This window comes from Streptomyces sp. NPDC101219, from assembly GCF_044767675.1.
GTDB lineage: Bacteria > Actinomycetota > Actinomycetes > Streptomycetales > Streptomycetaceae > Streptomyces.
On the sequence record NZ_JBIWOK010000003.1, the window covers coordinates 192,717 to 216,116 of the forward strand.

The 23,400-nt window shown below is 74.9% G+C and carries 19 protein-coding genes; 15 read left to right on the top strand and 4 right to left on the bottom strand.

Going from position 1 to position 23,400, the window contains the following annotated elements; all coding sequences use genetic code 11:
• Positions 1 to 95: 95 nt before the first annotated feature.
• Positions 96 to 3,203, top strand: coding sequence for an FAD-binding and (Fe-S)-binding domain-containing protein (locus ACIRPP_RS07060; RefSeq protein WP_403638650.1), 3,108 nt, complete (start codon positions 96 to 98; stop codon positions 3,201 to 3,203).
• Between the two features lie 30 nt (positions 3,204 to 3,233).
• Here the strand turns inward: ACIRPP_RS07060 and ACIRPP_RS07065 are convergent, their stop codons facing one another.
• A complete protein-coding gene (locus ACIRPP_RS07065; protein ID WP_403638652.1) occupies positions 3,234 to 3,527 on the bottom strand; it encodes a hypothetical protein in 294 nt (97 codons plus the stop codon).
• An 87-nt stretch (positions 3,528 to 3,614) separates the two neighbouring features.
• On the opposite strand from ACIRPP_RS07065, the gene ACIRPP_RS07070 reads away from it, so the two are divergent.
• Positions 3,615 to 3,884, top strand: a complete 270-nt coding sequence (locus ACIRPP_RS07070) for a GntR family transcriptional regulator (RefSeq protein WP_403638654.1) — start codon at positions 3,615 to 3,617, stop codon at positions 3,882 to 3,884.
• Positions 3,885 to 3,897: 13 nt separating this feature from the next.
• Here ACIRPP_RS07070 and ACIRPP_RS07075 read toward each other — a convergent pair whose 3' ends face one another.
• On the bottom strand, positions 3,898 to 4,350 hold the full coding sequence (locus ACIRPP_RS07075) for an NUDIX hydrolase (protein WP_403638656.1): 453 nt from the start codon (positions 4,348 to 4,350) through the stop codon (positions 3,898 to 3,900).
• 271 nt (positions 4,351 to 4,621) lie between these two features.
• Here ACIRPP_RS07075 and ACIRPP_RS07080 point away from each other — a divergent pair, with 271 nt between their 5' ends.
• The 11 genes from ACIRPP_RS07080 (at position 4,622) to ACIRPP_RS07130 (ending at position 18,342) form a co-directional block, all read left to right on the top strand.
• Entirely contained in the window at positions 4,622 to 5,581 is a 960-nt protein-coding gene (locus tag ACIRPP_RS07080) for an EamA family transporter (RefSeq protein WP_403638658.1), read from the top strand.
• Positions 5,582 to 5,675: 94 nt separating this feature from the next.
• Positions 5,676 to 7,448: a serine/threonine-protein kinase gene (locus ACIRPP_RS07085; RefSeq protein ID WP_403638660.1), complete on the top strand. Its 1,773-nt coding sequence runs from the start codon at positions 5,676 to 5,678 to the stop codon at positions 7,446 to 7,448.
• Positions 7,449 to 7,727: 279 nt separating this feature from the next.
• Positions 7,728 to 8,522, top strand: coding sequence for a TIGR03084 family metal-binding protein (locus ACIRPP_RS07090; protein ID WP_403638661.1), 795 nt, complete (start codon positions 7,728 to 7,730; stop codon positions 8,520 to 8,522).
• Entirely contained in the window at positions 8,519 to 10,201 is a 1,683-nt protein-coding gene (locus tag ACIRPP_RS07095) for an acyclic terpene utilization AtuA family protein (protein ID WP_403638663.1), read from the top strand. The genes ACIRPP_RS07090 and ACIRPP_RS07095 overlap by 4 nt, the downstream gene beginning before the upstream one ends.
• Positions 10,198 to 11,796, top strand: coding sequence for an acyl-CoA carboxylase subunit beta (locus ACIRPP_RS07100; protein ID WP_403638665.1), 1,599 nt, complete (start codon positions 10,198 to 10,200; stop codon positions 11,794 to 11,796). Before ACIRPP_RS07095 ends, ACIRPP_RS07100 begins: the two co-directional genes overlap by 4 nt.
• A 5-nt stretch (positions 11,797 to 11,801) precedes the next feature.
• Positions 11,802 to 13,670: a biotin carboxylase N-terminal domain-containing protein gene (locus tag ACIRPP_RS07105; protein WP_403638667.1), complete on the top strand. Its 1,869-nt coding sequence runs from the start codon at positions 11,802 to 11,804 to the stop codon at positions 13,668 to 13,670.
• Complete coding sequence (locus ACIRPP_RS07110; RefSeq protein WP_403638669.1) at positions 13,667 to 14,830, top strand: acyl-CoA dehydrogenase family protein; 1,164 nt, start codon at positions 13,667 to 13,669, stop codon at positions 14,828 to 14,830. Before ACIRPP_RS07105 ends, ACIRPP_RS07110 begins: the two co-directional genes overlap by 4 nt.
• Before the next feature lie 37 nt (positions 14,831 to 14,867).
• Complete coding sequence (locus ACIRPP_RS07115) at positions 14,868 to 16,448, top strand: 4-coumarate--CoA ligase family protein (RefSeq protein WP_403638671.1); 1,581 nt, start codon at positions 14,868 to 14,870, stop codon at positions 16,446 to 16,448.
• Positions 16,445 to 17,179: an enoyl-CoA hydratase family protein gene (locus ACIRPP_RS07120; RefSeq protein WP_403638673.1), complete on the top strand. Its 735-nt coding sequence runs from the start codon at positions 16,445 to 16,447 to the stop codon at positions 17,177 to 17,179. The genes ACIRPP_RS07115 and ACIRPP_RS07120 overlap by 4 nt, the downstream gene beginning before the upstream one ends.
• A complete protein-coding gene (locus ACIRPP_RS07125) occupies positions 17,167 to 17,781 on the top strand; it encodes a TetR/AcrR family transcriptional regulator (protein WP_403638675.1) in 615 nt (204 codons plus the stop codon). Before ACIRPP_RS07120 ends, ACIRPP_RS07125 begins: the two co-directional genes overlap by 13 nt.
• Before the next feature lie 3 nt (positions 17,782 to 17,784).
• Positions 17,785 to 18,342, top strand: a complete 558-nt coding sequence (locus ACIRPP_RS07130; RefSeq protein ID WP_403638677.1) for a hypothetical protein — start codon at positions 17,785 to 17,787, stop codon at positions 18,340 to 18,342.
• A 30-nt stretch (positions 18,343 to 18,372) separates the two neighbouring features.
• Here the strand turns inward: ACIRPP_RS07130 and pdxH are convergent, their stop codons facing one another.
• On the bottom strand, positions 18,373 to 19,059 hold the full coding sequence (gene pdxH / locus ACIRPP_RS07135; RefSeq protein ID WP_403638678.1) for a pyridoxamine 5'-phosphate oxidase: 687 nt from the start codon (positions 19,057 to 19,059) through the stop codon (positions 18,373 to 18,375).
• 367 nt (positions 19,060 to 19,426) lie between these two features.
• Between pdxH and ACIRPP_RS07140 the strand changes: the two genes are divergently transcribed.
• Positions 19,427 to 20,527 (top strand): citrate synthase 2, encoded by a 1,101-nt coding sequence (locus ACIRPP_RS07140; RefSeq protein WP_403638680.1) that lies wholly within the window; start codon positions 19,427 to 19,429, stop codon positions 20,525 to 20,527.
• Positions 20,528 to 21,016: 489 nt separating this feature from the next.
• Positions 21,017 to 22,417, top strand: coding sequence for a PAS domain-containing protein (locus ACIRPP_RS07145; RefSeq protein WP_403638682.1), 1,401 nt, complete (start codon positions 21,017 to 21,019; stop codon positions 22,415 to 22,417).
• 50 nt (positions 22,418 to 22,467) lie between these two features.
• Here ACIRPP_RS07145 and ACIRPP_RS07150 read toward each other — a convergent pair whose 3' ends face one another.
• Positions 22,468 to 23,223, bottom strand: a complete 756-nt coding sequence (locus ACIRPP_RS07150; RefSeq protein ID WP_403638684.1) for an SIS domain-containing protein — start codon at positions 23,221 to 23,223, stop codon at positions 22,468 to 22,470.
• Positions 23,224 to 23,400 lie beyond the last annotated feature (177 nt).

A 23,400-nucleotide genomic window follows, 5' to 3' on the forward strand; every position in this document is an offset into this window, starting at 1 on the left:
GGGTCCCGGTCCGGGTTCGGGTTCGGGGTTCGGGGGCCGGAGTCAGTGGGCCGGGGGTCGTGGGCCGCGCCGCCCGGCCGGGGCATGCTGAGAACATGACGGGCACGACGGGCGGGAACGACGGAACGGACGGCACGAGCGGAACGGGCGCGGCCGGCGGAGCGGGCGCGGCGCCCCGGCGGGCGTCGGCGCCGCGGAAGGACCGGGAGCGGAGGGACCACCAGAACGGCCGGGAGGGCCGGGAGGAGCTGCGGGCCGCGCTGCGGTCGGCGGTGGCGGGCGAGGTGGACTTCGGCACGACCGCGCGGGCGCTGACGACCATGGACGCTTCCAACTACCGCCGGGTGCCGCTGGGTGTGGTCGCGCCCCGGGACGCCGACGACGTGGTGGCCGCGCTGGAGGTCTGCCGGGAGCACGGTGTCCCGGTGGTGGCGCGCGGCGGCGGCACGTCGATCGCGGGGCAGGCGACCGGTACCGGGGTGGTCCTGGACTTCACCCGGCACATGAACCGCCTGCTCGCCCTCGACCCGCGCGCCCGCACGGCCGTCGTCCAGCCCGGTCTCGTCCTGGACCGGCTCCAGGAGGCCGCCGCCCCGCACGGCCTGCGCTTCGGCCCCGACCCGTCCACCCACGGCCGCTGCACGCTCGGCGGCATGATCGGCAACAACTCCTGCGGCTCCCACTCGGTGGCCTGGGGCACCACCGCGGACAACGTCCGCGAGTTGTCGGTCGCCACCGCGCGCGGGGCCCGGCTGGACCCGGGGCGGGACTGGGCGGGCGCCCCGGCGGGCCTGCGGGAGCTGGTCCAGGCCGAGCTGGCCCGGCTGCGCACGGGATTCCCCGACCTGCCCCGCCGCATCTCCGGTTACGCCCTCGACGCCCTGCTGCCCGAGAACGGCGCCGACGTCGCCCGCTCGTTCTGCGGTTCCGAGGGCACGCTGGGCATCCTCACGGAGGCGGTGGTGGACCTCGTCCCGTCGCCGAGCGCCCGCGCCCTCGCGGTCCTCGGGTACGCCGACGAGAGTGCTGCCGCCGAGGCCGCGGCGGGACTGCTGCCGTGCGGTCCGCTGACCGTGGAGGGCATGGCGGCGGACCTGGTGCCGTCGGCGGTGGACCTGCCGCGCGGGGGAGCCTGGCTGTTCGTGGAGACCGGCGGGGAGACCGGCGCGGAGGCCAGGGCGCGGGCCCAGTCGGTGGTCCGCGCGGCCGACGCCGTGGACGCGGTCGTCGTCACCGACCCGGCCCGGCAGCGCACCCTGTGGCGGATCCGCGAGGACGCCAGCGGCACCGCGACCCGGATGCCGGACGGCACGGAGGCGTGGCCCGGCTGGGAGGACTGCGCGGTGCCGCCCGCCCGTCTCGGCGCCTACCTGCGGGAATTCCGGGGGCTGCTCACCGCCCACGGCCTGCGCGGCGCCCCCTACGGGCACTTCGGGGACGGCTGCATCCACGTCCGTATCGACTTCGACCTGCTGACCGGGCCGGGAGTCGCCCGCTTCCGCCGCTTCTCCGAGGAGCTGGCCGACCTGGTCGTCGCGCACGGCGGCTCGCTGTCGGGGGAGCACGGGGACGGGCAGGCGCGGGCCGAGCTGCTGCCGCGGATGTACGGCGCGGAGACGGTCGCCCTCTTCGAGCGGGTCAAGGGCCTCTGGGACCCCGACGGGCTCCTCAACCCGGGCATGCTGGTGCGCCCCGCGCCCCTGGACGCGGATCTGCGGTTCGCCGTGCTGCCGCGCGAGCCGGTGGACGTGGCGTTCGGCTATCCCGCCGACGGCGGCGACTTCTCGGCCGCGGTCCGCCGGTGCGTGGGGGTCGCCAAGTGCCGTACGACGGCGGCTTCCGGGCCGGCCGTGATGTGCCCGTCCTTCCGGGCGACCGGCGAGGAGGAGCACTCCACGCGCGGGCGCGCCCGGCTGCTGCACGAGATGCTCGCCGGTGAGCTGGTGACCGACGGGTGGCGGTCGACGGAGGTGCGGGACGCCCTCGACCTGTGCCTGTCCTGCAAGGGCTGCCGCTCGGACTGCCCGGTGGGCGTCGACATGGCCACCTACAAGGCGGAGTTCCTCCACCACCACTACGCCGGCCGGCGCCGTCCGGCCGCCCATTACGCCCTGGGCCGGCTGCCGGAGTGGCTCGGCTGGGTGGCGCGGACGAGGTCGGCGACCCTGGTCAACGCCCTCGCCTCGGTGGGCCCGCTCGCGCGGCTGGCGAAACGGCTCGGCGGGATCGCCGGGGAGCGGGACATCCCCCGGGTCGCGGACCGGACGTTCACCCGCTGGTGGCGGGAGCGGCGGGGGCGCGACGCGGCCGGGACGCCCGACACGGCAGGGACGCCCGACGAGGCCGGGACGCCCGACACCGCCGGGACGCCCGACACGGCCGGCACGACGGTGGTCCTGTGGCCGGACACGTTCACGGAGCATCTGTCGCCGTCCGTGGGCCGCGCCGCCGTGCGGGTGCTGGAGGCGGCGGGCCTGCACGTGGTCCTGCCCCCGACCCTGCGCCCCGGCCGCCGCCCGGTGGGGGACGTCCGCTCACGCTCCGCCCTGTCGCTGCTGGCGGTCCGCCGCGGGCGGGTCTGCTGCGGCCTGACCTACATCTCCACCGGGCAGCTCGACCGCGCCCGTACGGTGCTGCGGCGCACCCTGGACCTGCTGGAACCGGTCCTCGCCACCGACGCCCCGCTGGTCGTCCTGGAGCCGAGCTGCGCGGCGGCCCTGCGGACGGACGCCCCCGAACTCCTCCACGACGACCCCCGGGCCGCCCGGCTCGCCGCCCGGGTCCGCACCTTCGCGGAGACGCTTCAGGAGTACGCCCCCGGCTGGGCCCCGCCCGCCCTGGACCGCCCCGTCACCGGCCAGACCCACTGCCACCAGCACGCGGTCCTCGGCGACGCACCCGACCGCCGCCTGCGGGACGCGGCCGGCCTCACCGGCGAACTGTCCGGCGGCTGCTGCGGCCTGGCCGGCAACTTCGGCTTCGAGAAGGGCCACTACGACGTCTCCACGGCCTGCGCGGAGGAACAGCTGCTCCCCGCCGTCCGGGACGCCCCCGACGACGCGGTGGTCCTGGCCGACGGCTACTCCTGCCGCACCCAGCTCGACCAGCTCGCGGGCGTGCGCGGCCGTCACCTCGCGGAGGCGCTGGCCGAGGCGTTGGACGACGGGGTGTCGGACGGCGGGGCGTTGGACGACGGGGCGTGAGCACCGGGGGTGCGCGTGTCCGGACGGCGCTCAGACGAGCCGTCGCAGCCGTCGGCCCCGGCTCTCCGCCACCCGCAGCGCGTCCGCGAGGGCCACGGTCAAACACTCGGCCAGGTGCCGCAGTTCGCCGGGCAGCGCGTCGGGGATCAGCGCGAGGGCGTGGGCGAGGGCGTCGGCCCCCATACCGAGCTGGACGGACTCCGTGGTGTCGGCGAGCCGGGAGACCGGCCCGTCGGGGTCGTCCGTGATCAGGTAGCAGGGCTTGCCACCCGCCCCGGACCAGGGGAGCAGGCGGGGTTCACGCCCGGGGAGGGGATCGGTCATGGCGGCGGCTCCGGTTCCATGGACACTGCGGTCTACCGCAGTGTACTGCGGTCGCGCGGTATACCGCGGAGTTCTAGCGTCCACCGCATGAGCATCGAACTCGATCGCACCCGTCCGGTATGGCGGCAGGTCGCCGCGGTCGTCGTGGCGCGCATCGCGGACGGGACCTACCCCGTAGGTGCTCGGGTGCCCTCCGTGGTCGAGCTGTCGGCCGAGTTCGGCATCGCGGCGTCGACCGCGCAGAAGGTGCTCGCCCATCTCAAGGCGGAAGGGCTGATCCGTGCCGAGGTCGGCCTCGGCTCCTTCGTCGCAGAGCGGCCCGAGGCGGCCGGCGGCGGCTCCGCAGCCACCGCCTGAAGGTCCCGTACGCCTACGGCGTTGTCTCGCCCCGGACCAGGGGGTGGCACACCGGCTGGACCTCCTCGGGGAGGTCGTCGGGTTGGCACCAGCGGGCCTCCAGGATCTCGAACGGGTCGAGGCGCAGCTCGCCGCCGATCAGGCGGGCCTCGTAGGCCACCTCCAGGCGGGTGCGCAGGCCGCTGTTCAGCATGACGAGGTGGCCGGCCTCGACGTCGAGGCCGGTCTCCTCCTTGACCTCGCGGACGACGGTCCGCCGGAAGTCCTCGCCCTTGCGGGCGAAGCCGCTCGGCAGCCCCCACTGGCGGCCCGGCGGCCACATCCGGTGCCGGAGCAGCAGCACCCGCCCCTCGTCGTCGCGCACCACGCCGGTCACGCCCACGACGAACTTGGCGTGCAGCAGCCACATGATGCGGCTCTGGACGGGGCGCAGGAGTCGCCAGACACGGGTGAGAAGTCGTCGCACGGGACCTCGGGGGGTGCGGTGGGGGAGCGGACGGGGGATCACCGCTGGGAACCGTACCCGCCCGGCCGTGCGGGTATGGCCACGGGCCGGGGCGTGCCGTGTGGTCCGTATGGCGGACGGGGTTGACCAGGCCGCCCGCCGAGCCTCATCGTCAGGTACGTACTGGCTCCACGGTCCTGTCCGCAGGACATTACCCTGGACTGGTTGATGCATTCGGATGCACGATGCCCCAGGAGTTCCGCTCCCCGCACCACGTCCCCAGGAAGGTCTCGTGACCACGCCCAGCCCCGCCACCCCGTCCACTCCGGCCGCCGCCCCCGTGCCGGGCGCCGGCCCGTCCGCCCCGGCGGGCGCGCCGAGCGGGCGGGGTTCGCTGGGGCCGGTCGGTCTGGTCCTCGCCGGGGGGATCTCCGTCCAGTTCGGCGGCGCCCTCGCGGTGACGCTGATGCCGCGGGCCGGGGCGCTCGGGGTGGTGTCGCTGCGGCTGCTGGTGGCCGCGGTCGTCCTGCTCGTGGTGTGCCGGCCGCGGCTGCGCGGGCACTCGCGCGCCGACTGGACCACGGTGATCGTCTTCGGCATCGCCATGGCGGCGATGAACGGCCTGTTCTACCAGTCCGTGGCGCGCATCCCGCTGGGTACGGCGGTCACCCTGGAGGTCCTCGGCCCGCTGGCCCTGTCCGTGCTGGCGTCCCGGCGCGCGATCAATTTCCTCTGGGCCGCCCTCGCCCTCGCGGGGGTCTTCCTGCTGGGCGGCGGGGGCTTCGACCACCTCGATCCGCTGGGTGTGGCGTTCGCGCTGGCGGCGGGCGTCATGTGGGCCGCGTACATCGTCTTCAGCGCCCGTACGGGCCGCCGCTTCCCCCAGGCCGACGGGCTCGCCCTCGCCATGGGCGTGGCGGCGCTGCTGTTCCTGCCGCTGGGCATCGCCGAGTCCGGCGCCAAGCTGATCGAGCCGACGACGTTCGCGCTGGGCGCGGCGGTCGCCGTGCTGTCCTCCGTGCTGCCGTACACGCTGGAACTCCTGGCCCTGCGCCGGCTGCCCGCCTCCACGTTCGCCATCCTGATGAGCCTGGAGCCCGCGATCGCGGCCATGGCGGGCTTCCTCGTCCTCAGCCAGGCCCTCAGCCTGACTGAAGCCGCCGCCATCTCCCTGGTCATCGCGGCGAGCATGGGCGCCGTGCGTACGCAGGTGGGGCCGCGCCGGGCGAAGGTGCGCGCGGACGCCCCGTAGCGGGCGCCCGAGCCCGTCGTCCCCGCCCCGGCCCGTGGCGATGTCGAGCACTTAGGCTGCTGATCGACTCATCGGGACAACGGGGAGGGAACCGATGACGGACACTGCCGAGGCGTTCCAGCCGCTGCAGGACGACGATCCGCGCACCGTGGGGGAGTACCGGCTGGCGGCACGGCTGGGCGCGGGCGGCATGGGGCGGGTGTACCTCGCGCACACGCACGGGGGCCGGCCGGTGGCCGTCAAGGTCGTGCGGCCGGAACTGGCCGACGACCCCACCTTCCGGCGGCGCTTCGCCCGGGAGGTCGGGGCGGCGCGGACGGTGAAGGGCGCCTACACCGCCGAACTGATCGACGCCGACCCGGAGGCCGTACCGCCCTGGCTGGCCACGCTGTACGTGCCGGGCCCCTCCCTCACCGAGGCCGTCGCCCGGCGCGGGCCGCTGTCCGAGACGGCGGTGCTGTGGCTGACGGCGGGGATCGCCGAGGCGTTGCAGGCCATCCACGGGGCCGGCATCGTGCACCGGGACCTCAAGCCGTCCAACGTCCTGCTGGCCTCCGACGGGCCGCGGGTCATCGACTTCGGCATCGCCCGCGCCGTCGACGCCACCGCCCACACCGCCACCGGCGCCACCATCGGCACGCCCCATTTCATGGCCCCCGAGCAGGCGTCCGGCGGCGAGGTGTCGGCCGCCACGGACGTCTTCGCGCTCGCCCAGACGGCCGCCTTCGCGGCGCTGGGCCGACCGCTGTACGGCGACGGGCCGGGGGTGAGCGTGCTGTACCGGATCGTGCACTCCGCCCCCGACCTGTCCGAACTGCCCGACCGGCTGCGCGGGCTGCTCGCCCGGTGCCTGGTGGAGGCCCCGGAGGAGAGACCCACCCCGGCGGAGGTCGTCGCGTTCTGCCGCGAGGAGCTGGGACGGGACGCCGATGCCGGGGCCGGGGCGGACGTCTGGCGGGAGATCGCCGGGCCGCAGGTGACGGTGCCGCCGCCGGTCGCGCACCCGGAACCGGCGGCGACGCCGACCGCCGTGCACACGGTGCCGGTGCCCGCGGGGGCCGTGGCCGGTGCGGCCCCGTACCCGCCCGCCGGTCCCCACGGGCACCCGTACGGGGCCCCGTACGGGCCCTTCGCCGCGCCCCGGCCGCCGTCCACCCCTCAGGACCGGCGGAGCCGACGGCGGCCCCTGGGGCTGTACGGAGCGGCCTCAGTCGCCGCCGTCGGGCTGGTGGTCGCGGCGGCCTGGACGGTCCTGGACGCGGTGGGCGACCTCGGCCGGGGAGGCGGTGAACGCGGCCGCGACACGGCCGCCTCCGCATCCGGCACACCCGGACCGGACGCGGACCGGACGGCGGGGTCCGGTGGCGCGGGGAAGGGCACGGGAGAGGGCACGGACGCGGACGTGGACACGGACAAGTCCGGGACCGGAGCGGACGCGGACGCGTCGGCCGGGCGGGACACCGGGGCCGGAGCCGACGCGGACGGGAAGCCGCGGGCGCACGGCTACAGCGGCCTGATGCTGACCCCCGACGACTCCCTGCGCTACGACGACGGCACGGTGTACGACAACCGTAAGGAGGACATCCGGTTCAGCTGTTCCGCCGTCAGCTGCGAACTGGAGAGCGACACCGTGGTGTTCACCCGGGTCTACGGCGATCCCGGTGACGGCACCCACGACATGTGCGACCTCATGACCGCGAACACGAAAACCCGTCGCGTCCCGACGGCCGCCATCGCGGCGGGCACCGAGATCTGCGTGCGGGACCAGGACGGCAACGTGGGGCTGCTCGTCGTGGAGACGAAGTCGACCGCGATTCCGAAGCTCGGCTTCCTCAGGGTGGACCTGACCGTCTGGCGCACGGCCTGAGGGGCGCGGCGCTCGGCGGCTCGTGACATGGGCAGGAACGACCCGGAACAAAAAAAAGCATGCACGCATGCTTGATAAGCGTCCGTCCCCCTGCCATGCTCACCGCGTCCGCACCGCGTCCGCACCGCGTCCGCACCGCGTCCGCACCGCGTGCCGCGACCCGCGCACTGCTGACCCGCACCACGCACCACGCACCACCCACCGCGTCCGCACCGCGGACCACGCACCGCCGCACCGCCGTGTCCGCACGCCGTGTCCGTGCCCCGAGGGGAGCGCCTCGTGTCCGATCCGACGCCTGTGATCGACGATCTGCGGGAGGAGAGCGAGGAGCTCGACCGGCTCGTGGCCGGTCTCGAGCCCGGGCAGTGGGACCTCGCGACGCCCGCCGCCGGCTGGACCGTCGCCCACCAGATCGCGCACCTGGCCTGGACGGACCACTCCGCACTGGTCGCCGTCACCGACGAGGACGGGTTCCGGAAGCTGGTCGAGGCGGCCCTCGCCGCGCCGTACACCTTCGTGGACGAGGGTGCGGAGGAGGGCGTGCGGCTGCCGCGGGCCGAGCTGCTGCGGCGGTGGCGGGAGGGGCGCCGGGCGCTCGACGAGGCCCTGCGGGCCGTGCCGTCCGGGGTGCGCGTCCCCTGGTACGGGCCGCCGATGTCCGCCGCCTCCATGGCCACCGCCCGCCTCATGGAGACCTGGGCGCACGGCCTGGACGTGGCGGACGCGCTGGGCGCGGAGCGTGCTCCCACCGCGCGGCTGCGGCACATCGCCCGACTCGGCGTCCGCACCCGGGACTTCGCGTACGGGGTGCACGGGCTGACCCCGCCCGCCGAGCCGTTCCGTGTCGAACTCACCGCGCCCGGCGGGGAGATGTGGACCTACGGCCCCGAGGACGCGGCCCAGCGGGTCACCGGACCGGGGCTGGACTTCTGTCTGCTGGTCACCCAGCGCGCCCACCGCGCCGACCTCGCCCTGACCGCCGTGGGGCCGGACGCCGACCGCTGGCTGGACATCGCGCAGGCGTTCGCCGGGCCGCCCGGCGGCGGGCGGGCGCCGAAGGGGGACGCCTCGTGACGGCCGCCCCCTTGCGCATCGGCAACTTCTCCGGGTTCTACGGGGACCGCGCCCACGCCCTGCGCGAGATGCTGACCGGCGGGGAACTCGACGTCCTCACCGGCGACTACCTCGCCGAGCTGACCATGCTCATCCTGGCCCGCGACCGGATGAAGGACCCCGCCGCCGGGTACGCGCGCACCTTCCTGCGGCAGCTGGAGGACACCCTCGGCCTCGCCCACGAGCGGGGCGTCCGGATCGTCACCAACGCGGGCGGCCTCAACCCGGCCGGGCTCGCCGACGCCGTGCGGGCCCTGGCCGGCCGGCTCGGCATCCCGCTGCGGGTCGCCCACGTGGAGGGCGACGACCTCACCGCGCGCCACCCCGGCAGCCTCGCCGCGCACGCCTACCTCGGCGGTTCCGGCATCGCCGCCTGCCTGCGCGAGGGCGCCGACCTCGTCGTCACCGGGCGGGTCACCGACGCGGCCCTGGTCACCGGGCCCGCCGCCGCGCACTTCGGCTGGGCGCCGACGGACCACGACCGGCTCGCGGGTGCCGTGGCCGCCGGGCACGTGCTGGAGTGCGGGACGCAGGCGACCGGCGGCAACTACGCCTTCTTCGACGGGGCGAGGACCGTCCGGCCCGGCTTCCCCGTCGCCGAGCTGCACGAGGACGGCAGCAGCGTGATCACCAAGCACCCCGGCACCGGTGGCCTCGTCGACGTGGGCACGGTGACCGCGCAGCTGCTGTACGAGACGGGCGGCGCCCGGTACGCGGGCCCCGACACCACCACCCGTCTGGACACCGTGCGGCTCACCGCCGAGGGCCCGGACCGGGTGCGGATCGACGGCGTGCGCGGCGAGGCCCCGCCGCCCCGTCTCAAGGTCGGCGTCAACCGGCTCGGCGGCTTCCGCAACGAGGTCGTGTTCGTGCTCACCGGGCTCGACATCGAGGCCAAGGCGGACCTGGTGCGCGCCCAGATGACCGAGGCGCTCGCCAAGTCGCCGCCCGCCGAGGTGCGGTGGGAGCTGGTCCGCACCGACCGGCCCGACGCGCCCACGCAGGAGACGGCCAGTGCCCTGCTGCGACTCGTCGTCCGCGACCCGCGGCAGGAGGCGGTCGGCAGGGCGCTCAGCGGGGCCGCGATCGAGCTGGCGCTGGCCAGTTACCCCGGTTTCCACGTGCTCGCGCCCCCCGGGAAGGGCTCCCCGTACGGGGTGTTCGAAGGGGTGTACGTCCCGCAGGAGGAGGTGGCCCAGGTGGCCGTCCTCCACGACGGGCGCCGCGTGCCGGTCGGCCCGCCGGGGGAGTACGCCGAGTTGCGGGACGTGCCCGGGCCCGCGCTGCCGGAGCCGCTGCCGCCCGGCCCGGTGACCCGGGCGCCCCTCGGGCGGGTCGCCGGGGCCCGCAGCGGCGACAAGGGCGGCGACGCCAACGTGGGGGTGTGGGTGCGCTCCGACGACGCCTGGCGGTGGCTCGCGCACGAGCTGACCGTCGAGCGGTTCCGCGAGCTGATCCCCGAGGCCCGCGACCTTCCCGTCACCCGGCACGTGCTGCCCCGCCTGCGCGCCCTGAACTTCGTCGTCGCCGGGATCCTCGGCGAGGGCGTCGCCGCGCAGGCCCGCTTCGACCCGCAGGCCAAGGCGCTCGGCGAATGGCTGCGCTCCCGCCACGTCGACCTCCCGGAGGTGCTGCTGTGACGGTCCTCGGCTCGGCCCTGGACACCGGAGACCCGGAGTACCGGGCGAACCGCGAGGCCATGCTCGCCAAGCTGGCCGACCTCGACACCGAACACGCCAAGGCCCTCGCGGGCGGTGGCGAGAAGTACGTCGAACGGCACCGCGGGCGCGGCAAACTCCTCGCCCGCGAGCGCATCGAGCTGCTCCTCGACCCCGACACGCCGTTCCTGGAGCTGTCCCCGCTGGCGGCCTGGGGCAGCGAGTACGCCGTCGGTGCGTCCCTGGTCACCGGGATCGGTGTCGTCGAGGGCGTGGAATGCCTGATCACCGCCAACGACCCGACCGTGCGCGGCGGTGCGAGCAACCCCTGGTCGCTGAAGAAGGCCCTGCGCGCCAACGACATCGCGCTCGCCAACCGGCTGCCCGTGATCAGTCTGGTGGAGTCCGGCGGGGCCGACCTGCCGTCGCAGAAGGAGATCTTCATCCCGGGCGGCGCGATCTTCCGCGACCTGACCCGGCTGTCCGCGGCCGGCATCCCGACCGTCGCCGTCGTCTTCGGCAACTCCACCGCCGGGGGCGCCTATGTGCCCGGCATGTCCGACCACGTCATCATGGTCGAGGAGCGGGCGAAGGTCTTCCTCGGCGGCCCGCCGCTGGTGAAGATGGCCACCGGCGAGGAGAGCGACGACGAGTCCCTCGGCGGCGCCGGGATGCACGCCCGGGTCTCCGGCCTCGCCGACCACTTCGCCGTCGACGAACCCGACGCGCTGCGCCAGGCCCGCCGTGTCGTGGCCCGCCTCAACCACCGCAAGGCGTACCGGGATCCGGGGCCCGCCGAGCCGCCGAAGTACGATCCGGAGGAGCTGCTGGGCATCGTCCCCGGCGACCTGAAGATCCCCTTCGATCCGCGGGAGGTCGTCGCCCGCATCGTCGACGGCTCCGACTTCGACGAGTTCAAGCCGCTGTACGGGACCAGCCTCACCACCGGCTGGGCCGCCCTGCACGGCTATCCGGTCGGCATCCTCGCCAACGCGCAGGGCGTGCTGTTCAGCGAGGAGTCGCAGAAGGCCGCCCAGTTCATCCAGCTGGCCAACCAGCGGGACATCCCGCTGCTGTTCCTGCACAACACCACCGGCTACATGGTCGGCAAGGAGTACGAGCAGGGCGGCATCATCAAGCACGGCGCGATGATGATCAACGCGGTCTCCAACTCCCGCGTCCCGCACCTGTCCGTGCTGATGGGCGCCTCCTACGGCGCCGGGCACTACGGCATGTGCGGGCGGGCGTACGACCCGCGCTTCCTGTTCGCCTGGCCGAGCGCCAAGTCCGCCGTCATGGGGCCGCAGCAGCTCGCCGGGGTGCTGTCCATCGTCGCCCGGCAGTCGGCGGCGGCGAAGGGACGGCCCTACGACGACGAGGCGGACGCGGCGCTGCGCGCCATGGTGGAGCAGCAGATCGAGTCCGAGTCCCTGCCGATGTTCCTGTCCGGGCGGCTGTACGACGACGGGGTCATCGACCCGCGCGACACCCGCACCGTCCTCGGCCTGTGCCTGTCCGCGATCCACACCGCCCCCTACGAGGGCGTGCGCGGCGGCTTCGGCGTCTTCCGGATGTGAGGCCCATGATCACCACCCTTCTTGTGGCGAACCGCGGCGAGATCGCCTGCCGCATCACCCGTACCTGCGGTGAACTGGGCATCCGGACCGTCGCCGTGCACTCCGACGCCGACGAGGACGCCCTGCACACGCGGCTGGCCGACGTGGCGGTACGGCTGCCGGGGGCGGCGCCCGCCGACACCTACCTGCGCGGCGACCTGATCGTGAAGGCCGCCCTCGCGGCCGGCGCCGAGGCCGTGCACCCCGGCTACGGATTCCTCGCCGAGAACGCCGGATTCGCGCGCGCCGTCCGGGACGCGGGCCTGGTGTGGATCGGGCCGCCGCCGGAGGCCATCGAGGCGATGGCGTCCAAGACGCGGGCCAAGGAACTGATGGGCGTCGAGCCGCTGGAGGAGGTCACCGAGGCCGACCTGCCGGTGCTGGTCAAGGCGGCGGCCGGCGGCGGGGGACGCGGCATGCGGGTCGTACGGCGCCTGGCGGACCTGGACGCCGAGCTGGCCGCCGCCCGCGCGGAGGCGGCGAGTGCCTTCGGCGACGGCGAGGTGTTCACCGAGCCGTACGTGGAGGGCGGGCGGCACGTCGAGGTACAGGTGCTCGCCGACACCCACGGCACGGTGTGGGCGCTCGGCACCCGCGACTGCTCCCTCCAGCGCCGCCACCAGAAGGTGATCGAGGAGGCTCCCGCGCCCGGCCTGCCCCCGCGGCTCACCGAGGAGTTGCACGCCCTCGCCGTGCGCGCCGCGCGGGCCGTCTCCTACGTGGGCGCCGGCACGGTCGAGTTCCTGGTGGCCGACGGCCGGGCGCACTTCCTGGAGATGAACACCCGCCTCCAGGTGGAACACCCGGTGACGGAGGCCGTGTTCGGCATCGACCTGGTCGCGGAGCAGATCCGGATCGCCGAGGGCCACGCCCTCGACGGCGAGCCGCCCCGCCCGCACGGGCACGCCGTCGAGGCCCGCCTCTACGCCGAGGACCCCGCCCGGCAGTGGGCGCCGCAGACCGGCCGGCTGCACCGCCTCTCCGTCCCCGACTCCGTACGCCTGGACACCGGCTACACCGACGGCGACACCGTCGGCGTGCACTACGACCCCCTGCTCGCCAAGGCCGTCGCCCACGCCCCCACCCGCGCGGAAGCGGTCCGCAAGCTCGTCTCCGCCCTCGAGCGCGCGGTGATCCACGGCCCCGTCACCAACCGGGACCTCCTCGTGCGCTCCCTGCGGCACGAGGAGTTCGCCCGGGGCCGCATGGACACCGGCTTCTACGGCCGTCACCTGGACGCGCTGACCGGGCCGGCCGCCGACCCGTACGCGCCGCTGGCCGCCGCCCTGGCCGACGCGCACGGCCGTTCCCGCTTCGGCGGCTGGCGCAACCTGCCCGCACAGCCCCAGGTCAAGCGGTACGCCATGGCGGGCGAGGAGCACGAGGTCCGCTACCGGCACACCCGCGACGGTCTGGCCGCCGACGGGGTGCGGGTGGTGCGCGCCGGGCCGGACCTCGTGGTCCTGGAGACCGACGGCGTCCGGCGCCGCTACACCGTCGGCCGCTACGGCGACCGGGTGTACGTCAACGACATCGCCCTGACCGCCCTGCCCCGCTTCCCCGACCCCGCCGACCGGCTCGTCCCCGGCTCCCTGCTGGCCCCCATGCCGGGCACCGTCGTGCGGATCGCGGACGGCGTCGCCGAGGGGGCCGCCGTGGAGGCCGGACAGCCCCTGCTGTGGCTGGAGGCCATGAAGATGCAGCACAGGATCACCGCCCCGGTCACCGGAGTCGTCACCGCCCTGCACGCGGTGACCGGCCGACAGGTGGAGCCCGGCACGCTGCTGGCCGTGGTGCAGCCGGCCGGCACCCCTTCCTCCGAGGAGTCCGCATGAGCGTGATCGAGTCCGAAGAGCACCAGGCCCTGCGCGCAGCCGTCGCCGCCCTGGGCGCCAAGTACGGCCGCGACTATCTCACCAACGCCGTCTCCTCCGGCCGGCACCCGGCGGAACTGTGGTCCGAGGCCGCGAAGTTGGGCTACCTCGGCGTCAACCTGCCCGAGGAGTACGGCGGCGGGGGTGGCGGAATCGCCGAACTGTCCATCGTCCTGGAGGAGTTGGGTGCGGCGGGCTGCCCGCTGCTGATGATGGTCGTGTCGCCCGCGATCTGCGGCACCGTCATCGCCCGCTTCGGCACCGAGGAGCAGAAGCGCGCGTGGCTGCCCGCGCTCGCCGACGGCACCCGCACCATGGCGTTCGGCATCACCGAGCCCGACGCCGGGTCCAACGCGCACCGCATCACCACCACCGCCCGCCGCGACCCGGACACCGGGGACTGGCTCCTCACCGGCCGCAAGGTGTTCGTCTCCGGCGTGGACACCGCCGACGCCACGCTCATCGTCGGCCGCATGGAGGACGCCCGCACCGGCAGCCTCAAGCCCTGCCTGTTCATCGTGCCGCGCGACGCCGAGGGCTTCCAGCGACGGGCCATCGACATGGAACTCAACGCCTCCGAGAAGCAGTTCGAACTCGTCCTGGACGACGTGCGGTTGCCGGCCGGGGCGCTGGTCGGTGACGAGGACGCGGGCCTGCTCCAGCTCTTCGCCGGCCTCAACCCCGAGCGCATCATGGGCGCCGCCTTCGCCATCGGCATGGGCCGCTACGCCCTCGCCCGCGCCGTCGAGTACGCCCGCGAACGCACCGTGTGGAAGGTCCCCATCGGCGCCCACCAGGCCATCGCCCACCCCCTCGCGCAGGCCCACATCGAGCTGGAACTGGCCCGGCTGATGATGCAGAAGGCCGCCCACCTGTGCGACGCGGGCGACGACATCGGCGCCGGCGAGGCCGCCAACATGGCCAAGTACGCGGCGGGCGAGGCGTGTGTGAAGGCCGTCGACCAGGCCGTGCACACCCTGGGCGGGAACGGCCTCACGCGCGAGTACGGGCTCGCCTCGCTGATAACGGCGGCGCGCGTGTCTCGTATTGCCCCGGTGAGCAGGGAGATGATTCTCAACTACGTCTCCCACCAGACCCTGGGTCTGCCCAAGTCGTACTGAGACCCGCCGGACCGCGTCCGGCGCGGGAGGAGGAACCATGTTCCGCAGCACGTACGCAGACGTCGCGCCGGTCGAACTGCCCATCCACGACGCGGTGCTCGCGCGGGCCGCCGAGTTCGGCAGCGCCCCGGCGCTCATCGACGGCACGGACGGCACCACCCTCACCTACGAGCAGGTGGACCGGTTCCACCGGCGGGTGGCCGCCGGTCTCGCCGAGGCCGGGGTGCGCAAGGGCGACGTGCTCGCCCTGCACAGCCCCAACACCATCGCGTTCCCCACCGCCTTCTACGCCGCCACCCGCGCGGGCGCCGCCGTCACCACCGTCCACCCGCTCGCCACCGCCGAGGAGTTCGCCAAGCAGCTCACCGACTCGGCGGCCCGCTGGATCGTCACCGTCTCCCCGCTGCTGGCGACCGCCCGCCGGGCCGCGGAGATCGCCGGCGGGGTCGAGGAGATCTTCGTCTGCGACAGCGCGCCCGGACACCGGTCGCTCATCGACATGCTGGCCTCCACCGCCCCCGAACCGCAGGTCGCCATCGACCCGGCCGAGGACGTGGCCGCGCTGCCCTACTCCTCCGGCACCACCGGCGTGCCCAAGGGCGTGATGCTCACCCACCGGCAGATCGCCACCAACCTCGCCCAGCTCGAACCGGCCATCACCGCGGGCCCCGGCGACCGCATCCTCGCCGTGCTGCCGTTCTTCCACATCTACGGCCTGACCGCCCTCATGAACGCCCCGCTGCGGCAGGGCGCCACCGTCGTCGTGCTGCCCCGCTTCGACCTGGAACAGTTCCTCGCCGCCATCCAGAACCACCGCATCACCGCCCTGTACGTGGCCCCGCCCATCGTCCTCGCCCTCGCCAAGCACCCGATGGTCGCCGAGTACGACCTGTCCTCCCTGCAGCACGTCATCAGCGCCGCCGCCCCCCTGGACGCCGGCCTCGCCGCCGCCTGCTCGAAGCGGCTCGGCCTGCCGCCCGTCGGGCAGGCGTACGGCATGACGGAGCTGTCGCCGGGCACCCACGTCGTCCCCCTGGACGCCATGGACGAGGCGCCGCCCGGCACCGTCGGCAGGCTGATCGCGGGCACCGAGATGCGCATCGTGTCCCTGGACGACCCCGGCAAGGACCTCGGGCCCGGCGAGTCCGGCGAGATCCTCATCCGCGGCCCGCAGGTGATGAAGGGCTACCTCGGCCGCCCCGACGCCACCGCCGCGATGATCGACGGTGAGGGCTGGCTGCACACCGGGGACGTGGGACACGTCGACGAGGCCGGCTGGCTGTTCGTCGTCGACCGGGTCAAGGAGCTGATCAAGTACAAGGGCTTCCAGGTGGCCCCCGCCGAACTGGAGGCGCTGCTGCTGACCCACCCCGGTATCGCCGACGCCGCCGTGACCGGCGTCTACAACGAGGACGGCAACGAGGTCCCGCACGCCCACGTGGTGCGCCAGCCGTCCGCCCCCGGCCTGTCCGAGGGAGAGGTCATGATGTACGTCGCCGAGCGCGTCGCCCCCTACAAGCGGGTCCGGCAGGTCACCTTCCTCGACGCCGTCCCCCGGGCCGCCTCCGGCAAGATCCTGCGCCGCGAACTCCGGGCGGCGCACAAGGAGCCCTCGTGAGCCTGATAGCCCGCACCCGTGACCGGGGCGTCGAGACCCTCACGCTCGACGCCCCGGAGCGCCGCAACGCCCTGTCCGCGGCCCTCGTCGGCGAGCTCGCCGACGCGCTGGCCGTGGCCGGGCGGGACCCCGGCGTCCGCGCCGTCGTCCTCACCCACACCGGCACCACCTTCAGCGCCGGGGCCGACCTGCGCGACCCGCCCGCCCCGGACGCGCTGGTGGGCCTGTTGCGGCAGCTCGTCGAGCTGCCCCGGCCCGTCGTCGCCCGGGTCACCGGGCACGTCCGCGCCGGCGGGCTCGGCCTGCTCGCCGCCTGCGACATCACCGCCGCCTCCCACGACGCCACGTTCGCCTTCACCGAGGTCCGCATCGGCGTCGCCCCGGCCGTCATCTCCCTGCCGCTGCTGCCGCGCACCGACCCGCGCGCCCTGGCCCGCTACTACCTCACCGGGGAGCGCTTCGACGCCGCCGAGGCCGCCCGCATCGGCCTGCTCACCGCGTCCGGCGCCGACGTCGACGCCGTCCTCGCCCCGGTCCTCGACGGGCTGCGCCGGTCCGCCCCCGAGGCCCTGGCCGCGACGAAACGGCTGCTCACGGCTAGGGTGCTGGAAACCTTCGACCGGGACGCGGCGGCCCTGACCGCGCTCTCGGCCGGGCTGTTCGCCTCCGACCACGCGCGCGAGGGAATGACGGCCTTCCTCGAACGACGGGATCCGACATGGGTGGTGTGAGCACGGCGGACCGTGCCGAACGAGTCCCCAAACAGGACCGCAGCCGGGCCACCCGGCAGCGCCTGCTGGAGGCCGCGGTGGCCTGCCTCGCCGAACACGGCTGGGCCGGCTCGACGGTCTCCGTGGTGGCCGAGCGGGCCGGGGTGTCGCGGGGCGCCGCCCAGCACCACTTCCCGACCCGCGAGGACCTGTTCACCGCGGCCGTCGAGTACGTCGCCGAGGAACGCTCCACCGCCCTGCGCGCCCTCTTCCCCGACGGCGCCGGGCCCGGGGAACGGCGCGCGGTGGTGGCCGCCCTGGTGGACCTGTTCACCGGCCCGCTGTTCCGGGCCGCCCTGCACCTGTGGGTCGCCGCCTCCAACGAGGAGCAGCTGCGTGCGCGGGTGACCGAACTGGAGTCCCGCGTGGGCCGCGAGACGCACCGCATCGCCGTGGACCTCCTCGGCGCCGACGAGAGCCGCCCCGGCGTCCGCGAGAGCGTGCAGGGCCTGCTCGACATGGCGCGCGGCCTGGGCCTGGCCAACCTCCTCACCGACGACACGGCCCGCCGCGAGCGCGTGGTGGCGCAGTGGGCGGCCCTGCTGGACGGGGCGCTGGGCTGAGCCGTGGGCGACCACTACCAGGTGATCGTCGACCTCGACGCGACCGGGGAGGAGGCGGAGCGCCTCGCGCGCCGCGCCGTCGCGTGGCTCGTGTCCGAGGGCATCGTCCTGCCCCCGCCCGGGCCGTCCGGGCCGGGCCGGCCCGCGGAGTACCCGCCCGGCCCGCACTGGCACCGGGTGGCGGCCGGCGAGCCGGACCGGCCCCCGACCGACGGCCTGGCCGTGCACACCGGGCGCGCCGGCTTCACCAGCGGCGCCGACCTCCCCGGCGCGGCCCTGTGCCCCGCCTGCGGGACGGCCACCGACCTGGACGACGGGCTCTGGGAGCGGTTCTGCGACGCCATGCGGACCTGGAAGCAGGCGGGTGCCGCGGCCGTCGCCTGCCCCGGGTGCGCCGTGCTTGTCCCGGTCCAGGAGTGGACCTGGGACGAGACCCCCCTCGCGCTGGGCGCCCTCGGCCTGGAGTTCCGGAACTGGCCCGGCCTCGGAGCCGGCTTCCGCGCCCGGACCGCCGCGGTGCTGGACGGGCACCGCACCGCGTACGTGTGGGGCAAGCTGTAGGGGGACCCGTCTCCGGGGCCACCCGTCCCGTCACGGCGCGAGCCGCTCCACCCGCCAGCCGCCGCCGTCCTGAGCCACGTACCGCAGCCGGTCGTGCAGGCGGTTCTCCCGGCCCTGCCAGAACTCCACGGCCAGCGGTGTCACCCGGAAACCGCCCCAGTGCGGCGGCACGGGCACCTGCTCGCCCTCCGGGTAGCGGGCCGCGAGCTCGGCGTAGGCGGCGTCCAGGTCCGCGCGGGAGGCGATCACCGAGGACTGGCCGCTGGCCCAGGCGCCGAGCTGGGAGCCGTGCGGGCGGGTGCGGAAGTAGCGGGCCGTCTCGTCGCGGCCGGTGCGCCGGGCCACGCCGGTGACGATGACCTGGCGTGCCATCGGGTGCCACGGGAACAGCAGGGAGACGTGCGGGTTCGCGGTGAGCTCGCGGCCCTTGCGGGAGTCGTAGTTGGTGTAGAAGACGAAACCGTCGTCGTCGAACTGCTTCAGCAGCACCGTGCGCGCGCTGGGCCGCCCTTCGGGGTCCGCGGTGGAGACGATCATGGCGTTCGGCTCGAACAGCCCGCCGTCCGTCGCGGCCTGCTTGAACCAGCGCGCGAACTGTTCGACGGGGGAGGCGGCCAGGTCGGCCTCACTGAGCCCGTCCGCCCGGTACTGCTTGCGCATCGCGGCGAGGTCGAAGGGCACGGCGTCTGGGTCGGTCACGTCGTCATCCTGCCGCATGCGCGGAGCCGGGGGACAGATGTGACCCCGGTCACGCAGCGCGTCCCAGGTGGCACTCAGTGCCGCGAAGACTCCCCAAAACTGGCACTCAGGGATATCGTGCTGGCACCGACCCGGTTGGCGGGCCGCCGGCCGGGCATCACAGGGGTGACGTCCCGGACCGCGAGCCCTCCTCCCGCGAGGACCGTGGATCCACCGGACGCCCCCCGAGCCGCCGAGAGCCGGAGCCGACCCCCGGTCGTCCAGCCCCCACCCACCCCACCTTCCTCACCAGCACTTCCGGCACCACCAGCCCCAGCGCCCCTTCTCCCCCCACCGCACCGACGCAGCACGCCCATCCGTCACCCACATCACGAGGAGCCGCCTGATGTCCGACTTCGTACCCGGGCTCGAAGGAGTCGTCGCGTTCGAAACGGAGATCGCCGAACCGGACAAGGAGGGCGGCGCCCTGCGGTACCGGGGCGTCGACATCGAGGATCTGGTGGGCAAGGTCTCCTTCGGCAACGTCTGGGGCCTGCTCGTCGACGGCGCCTTCAATCCCGGCCTGCCGCCCGCCGAGCCGTTCCCCATCCCCGTGCACTCCGGTGACATACGGGTCGACGTGCAGTCCGCGCTCGCCATGCTGGCACCCGTGTGGGGCCTGAAACCGCTCCTCGACATCGATGCCGCGCAGGCCCGCGACGACCTCGCCCGCGCCGCCGTCATGGCGCTGTCCTACGTGGCGCAGTCCGCGCGCGGACAGGGCCGGCCGATGGTGCCGCAGCGCGAGATCGACAAGGCCGACTCCATCGTCGAACGCTTCATGATCCGCTGGCGGGGCGAGCCCGACCCGCGGCACGTGGCGGCGGTGGACGCCTACTGGACGTCCGCGGCCGAGCACGGCATGAACGCGTCCACGTTCACCGCCCGGGTCATCGCCTCCACCGGCGCGGACGTGGCGGCGGCCCTCTCCGGCGCCGTCGGCGCCATGTCGGGCCCGCTGCACGGCGGCGCCCCCTCCCGGGTGCTGCACATGATCGAGGAGATCGAGCGCACCGGGGACGCCGAGGCGTACGTCCGCAGCACCCTCGACAAGGGCGAGCGCCTGATGGGCTTCGGCCACCGCGTGTACCGCGCGGAGGACCCCCGCGCCCGCGTGCTGCGCCGCACCGCCCGCGAGCTGGGCGCCCCGCGCTACGAGGTCGCCGAGGCCCTGGAGAAGGCGGCCCTGGCGGAACTGCACGCCCGCCGTCCCGACCGGGTGCTGGCCACCAACGTCGAGTTCTGGGCGGCCATCGTCCTGGACTTCGCCGAGGTCCCGGCCCACATGTTCACGTCGATGTTCACCTGTGCCCGCACCGCGGGCTGGTCGGCGCACATCCTGGAGCAGAAGCGCACCGGCCGCCTCGTCCGCCCCTCCGCCCACTACGTGGGCCCCGGCAGCCGGGACCCGCGCGAGATCGAGGGCTACGGCGACATCACCCGCTGACCCCGCCGCGCGAGGGGCGGGACACACCGCGGAACGCAGACGACCCGCGAGTCGGGTTCCTCCGGAGGAGGAGCCGGCCGGACGTACCGGCGACTCGCGGGTCGGGTGACTGCTTGGGACTGGGCCGGCTGCGCGCGTGGATCACGCGCTGGTCCGGCACCGCACTGAGTGGGTGACGGGCCGCTAGCCCGCAGTCACCTCACGCGTCCGGTATGCATACATCTGCCGAACCACCTCCCTTCTCGTGTACGGGAACCCTAAAAAGCCCCGCGTGCCGGAGGCAAGCGTTTTTTCCGTGATCCGCCCGGCCGGGGCGGTGGCGCCGCCGCGGGCCGCCCGGCGGGGGCAGGACAATGACGGTGGCGCAGTGCAACGATTCCCTCAATCTTGCGGGAACCCGGTGTGCGCTGAGTCACGTTCACGTTGAATAGTTGCAGTTGAGCGAACCGAACGTGCCGTACGTGCGGACGCAGCCGGCAGGGGGTCCAGGTGAGTGCTTCCCGGCGTAGTGGGACCACCGACGAGCTCGGGCCCGACGAGCCCGGGCGGGAGGGTCGGGACGGTGCGGACGGGGCCGATCTGCTCGCCGCACTGCTCGACGGCATGGACGCGGCGCTGTGCGCCTTCGACGCGGACGGTGTGGTGACGCACTGGAACCGCGAGGCGGAACGCATCCTCGGGTGGACCGCGGCCGAGGCGGTCGGGCGGCAGGGATTCGCCGGGTGGGCGGTGCGCCCCGCCGACGCCGAGGAGGTCGAGGCCCGGCTGCTGTCCGCCATGGACGCCCCCGGGCGCCAGGTGCACGAGTTCGCGCTGCTGACCAAGGACGGCGGCCGGGTGCTGGTGCGCACCCAGTCCGCCGCCGTGCGCGGACCCGAGGGGAAGCCGGCCGGGGTGTACTGCGCGTTCAGCGAGGTGCACGCCCAGATCGACCTGGAACGCTCCATCGCGCTCAGCGAGGCCCTGCTGGAGGAGGCGAGCTGGGGTGTCGTCCTGGTCGACGCCGACCTGCGGCCGGCCGTGGTCAACGCCCACGCGGCGAAGGCCCTGGGCGCCGGGCGCACCTCCGTCCTCGGCAGGCCGCTCGGAGAACTGCTGACCCAGGGCGTGGAGGAGCTGGAGAGCGCCCTGACCCACGTGCTGGCGGAGGGCGCCCCGCCCGCTCCCGCCGAGATCTGGGTGAGCGTGCGCACACCGGAGGGGGAGCGGCGGCGGTGCTGGCGCAGCGGGTTCGTCCGGCTGTCCTCGCCGCTCGCGGAGGAGCCGGTGCCGCTCGGCGTGGGCTGGCTGTTCCAGGACGTCACCGAGTCCCGCCAGGTCGAGCAGGAGGCGTCCCTGCTGCGGTTCCGGTCGCAGCAGCTGCACCGGGCCGCGCGCGCGGCGGCCGAGTGCGAGGACCCGGCGGAGGCGGTGACCGTCCACCTGGACTTCGCGCTCGCCGGGTTCGCCGACCACGCGCTCATCGACCGGATCGCCGAGGGCCCCGTCCTCGGCGTGGACCCGGCCGCTCCGGTCCGGCTGGTGCGGATCGCCGCCACCCCGTCCGGGGCCCCCGGCCCGAGCAGGCTGGCCGGGCGGGCGGGCCTGCCGGTGCGCTACGGGGAGAAGCACCCGGCGCTGCAGTGCGTGCAGCGGGCCGGGTCGGTGCGGGCCGCCGCGGGTGCGGCCGACGAGGCGCGCGCGTGGGCGGTGGCCCGGCAGTGGCCGCCGGACACCGCGCACGCCCTGTGCACGGTGCTGCGCAGCCGGGGCCGCACCCTGGGTGCCGTGACGTTTCTGCGCGGGGCGGGCCGCTCCCCCTTCGAACGCGCGGACACCCTCTACGCCGAGGACGTCGCCCTGCGCATCGCCACGGCCCTGGACCTGGCGGGCCTGGTGGGCGAGGGGTAGCCCTTCCCCGTTGGGCGCGGGCGCCCCCGGTCCCTGGCGGTGGACGGGGTTCAGTGGCGGTAGAAGATCCGGTCGCCGTACTCCCCGAAGACCCGGCCGTTCCACTCGTGGCCGCCGTCCACGTTGCCGGAGCGCAGCAGCGGCGGTTCGATGCCGCGGTCGGCCAGGCCGGCGGCGGCGGTCGCCATGACCGCCTGGAGCAGCGCGGTGGTGACCACGGTGGAGGCGGGGGCGAAGGGCGCCGGGACGCGGTCGTGGGTCAGCTCCGCGTCCCCGACGGCGATCTTGGAGTCGAGCACGACGTCGCAGTGGTCCTTCAGGAACGTCCCGGAGACGTGCCGGGAGGTGGTCTGTGAGGCGTAGGCGACCGAGGTGACCCCGACGACCCGTACGCCCAGGGCGCGGGCGTTCATCGCCATCTCCACCGGGAGCGCGTTGCGCCCGGACAGCGAGATGATCACCAGGACGTCGCCCGCGCGCAGCGGGGAGGAGTCCAGGACGGCCGCCGCGAGCCCGTCGACGCGTTCCAGGGCGGAGCCGAGCGTGGCGGGCATGACGTCGACGCCGACGACGCCGGGGACCACCAGCAGGTTCATCAGGGCGAGGCCGCCCGCGCGGTAGACGACGTCCTGCGCGGCGAGCGAGGAGTGGCCGGCGCCGAAGGCGAACAGCCGCCCGCCGTCCGCCACGGTGTCGGCGATCAGGGTGCCCGCGGACGCGATGGCGTCGGCCTCCTCGTCGCGGACCCGGTGCAGCAGGTCCGTCGCGGCGTCGAGGAACCGGTCGGCCGGCGTGCGGTCGCTCATGCGGCATCCCTTCGGGGTGGCTGTGTCGCGGATCACCGTGCGGTCTGGACCAGTGCGCTGTCAATACGGCGTGGGCGGGCCGCCCGCCGCGGTGCGGGAGCCCGGGTCCGCGGCCCCGGTCACGGGCGGCCGGGGAGCCCGGTACCACCGGCCGGACCCCTCGTTCGCACCGCGGGG

Excerpts from the sequence above, each read along its gene's own strand:
- ACIRPP_RS07125 (WP_403638675.1), top strand. The coding sequence starts at position 17,167 with ATGGGTGGTGTGAGCACGGCGGACCGTGCCGAACGAGTCCCCAAACAG.
- ACIRPP_RS07115 (WP_403638671.1), top strand. The coding sequence starts at position 14,868 with ATGTTCCGCAGCACGTACGCAGACGTCGCGCCGGTCGAACTGCCCATC.
- ACIRPP_RS07110 (WP_403638669.1), top strand. The coding sequence starts at position 13,667 with ATGAGCGTGATCGAGTCCGAAGAGCACCAGGCCCTGCGCGCAGCCGTC.
- ACIRPP_RS07140 (WP_403638680.1), top strand. The coding sequence starts at position 19,427 with ATGTCCGACTTCGTACCCGGGCTCGAAGGAGTCGTCGCGTTCGAAACG.
- ACIRPP_RS07060 (WP_403638650.1), top strand. The coding sequence starts at position 96 with ATGACGGGCACGACGGGCGGGAACGACGGAACGGACGGCACGAGCGGA.
- ACIRPP_RS07085 (WP_403638660.1), top strand. The coding sequence starts at position 5,676 with ATGACGGACACTGCCGAGGCGTTCCAGCCGCTGCAGGACGACGATCCG.
- ACIRPP_RS07065 (WP_403638652.1), bottom strand. The coding sequence starts at position 3,527 with ATGACCGATCCCCTCCCCGGGCGTGAACCCCGCCTGCTCCCCTGGTCC.
- ACIRPP_RS07070 (WP_403638654.1), top strand. The coding sequence starts at position 3,615 with ATGAGCATCGAACTCGATCGCACCCGTCCGGTATGGCGGCAGGTCGCC.
- ACIRPP_RS07105 (WP_403638667.1), top strand. The coding sequence starts at position 11,802 with ATGATCACCACCCTTCTTGTGGCGAACCGCGGCGAGATCGCCTGCCGC.
- ACIRPP_RS07150 (WP_403638684.1), bottom strand. The coding sequence starts at position 23,223 with ATGAGCGACCGCACGCCGGCCGACCGGTTCCTCGACGCCGCGACGGAC.
- pdxH (WP_403638678.1), bottom strand. The coding sequence starts at position 19,059 with ATGCGGCAGGATGACGACGTGACCGACCCAGACGCCGTGCCCTTCGAC.